Annotated in this window: 1 pseudogene; it reads right to left on the minus strand. The window is 47.1% G+C overall.

Annotated elements, in window-relative coordinates:
- A pseudogene (locus tag QTN94_RS19940) lies at positions 1-1,329 on the minus strand (hypothetical protein); the annotation flags it as partial.

Genomic DNA, 1,329 nt, shown 5'->3' on the forward strand with positions numbered 1-1,329 from the left:
GGCTTACGCGTTATTTGTAAGCCAATCCGTTGGCCTATGGTAAATGCAGGCAAGGTCAACTCCAATTGCCATTGGTTGGTGCCAGTGTCCATCCATTGGGAAGGTTTTCGGTTAGGGACTGAGTTAAGCTGAACCTGAGGTTTATGAATAATGTGTTCTAAGTGAGTTAACTCCTCGACGGCATCCCACTGTTTTGACTCTTTCCCCCATGTGGAGTGAAGCAGCCATTTCTCAAGCTCAGAGCGTTTAAAGACATTGATAATGATGACAGCAATCAAATACACAATACCTGCAACCATTAACGTAGTTAGCATCCAAGAGGCTATTATGCTACTTATACTGATTTTTAATAGGCTCGTACAACTTAATAAATTGAATACACCTTGGACTCCAAATACAGCGACTTGAGCCAAGGTTGATCCCCACTTTAAGCCATAGCCGAACCGTTCCATTGGCGCATGACTTGAATCAGTGAATTTATCGTAGCTTTCCCATGTTTCGAATCCTGTCGCAATCAAGCCAAACAAAGAGACCGCCGCCGTCGTTTTCGCAAAAGTAGCCAAACTTTGTTTGACTTCGTATGGGTGGACACTGCTCCGTAACGCCACTTTCAACGATTCAGAAAGTAAAGGCTGCTTAACGAGCTTATCCCAAGCAGCATCTCGCCACACAGCGGTAACAGCGGAGACCGCATAACCTGTCGCATAGGTCGCTTCTCTAATTGCAGGGTTAGTCCATAAGCTACTGCTTGGGTGTTGCGCAGCTTTATGGCGGATGTCTTGCAGAACAACCGACACGTTCCAAAGGTTTAGGATGGCGACGACGCCCCCCATTTTACCCAATTTGTCCCATGATGCTTGAGTGAGCTGCTTACCTTGTTGCCAACTGCGTTCTACTGCATCGTTAAGCATTTGCTTGGCGGTATTATTGACCGCTTCATGCTTAAGCATCACCATCATTGGCAACTCACTACTCAACAACTTCTGCATTTTCTGCTGAGCACTGCGCATGGTTTGTATCTGGTGGTTCTTTGGCGTCACCTCTCCTGAAGGAAGCTGACTAATATGACGAATGGTGGCCATTTCGGTGTTTAACTTTCGCTGCCATGTTTTAAACTGTGCGGGGTAGTCAGGGTTATGAACCACGATAGCTTCTGGGTTCACGATGGCCTCTAACATAACCAGCCGCAAGTTGCTGACTAAACCTTCCGGTGTTGCGGTGGTATTCATCTGGCTAGGGAACAGCAAGTTCGAAGTGGCTCGCCAACTCTCTTGGGCCACCCCTGAGACGGCTTTTTGAAGTGCAATAAAGCTAAGCTGTACCGGCTCA

The sequence above is a fragment of the Vibrio sp. M250220 genome, assembly GCF_036533795.1.
In the GTDB taxonomy this organism is placed as follows: Bacteria; Pseudomonadota; Gammaproteobacteria; order Enterobacterales; family Vibrionaceae; genus Vibrio.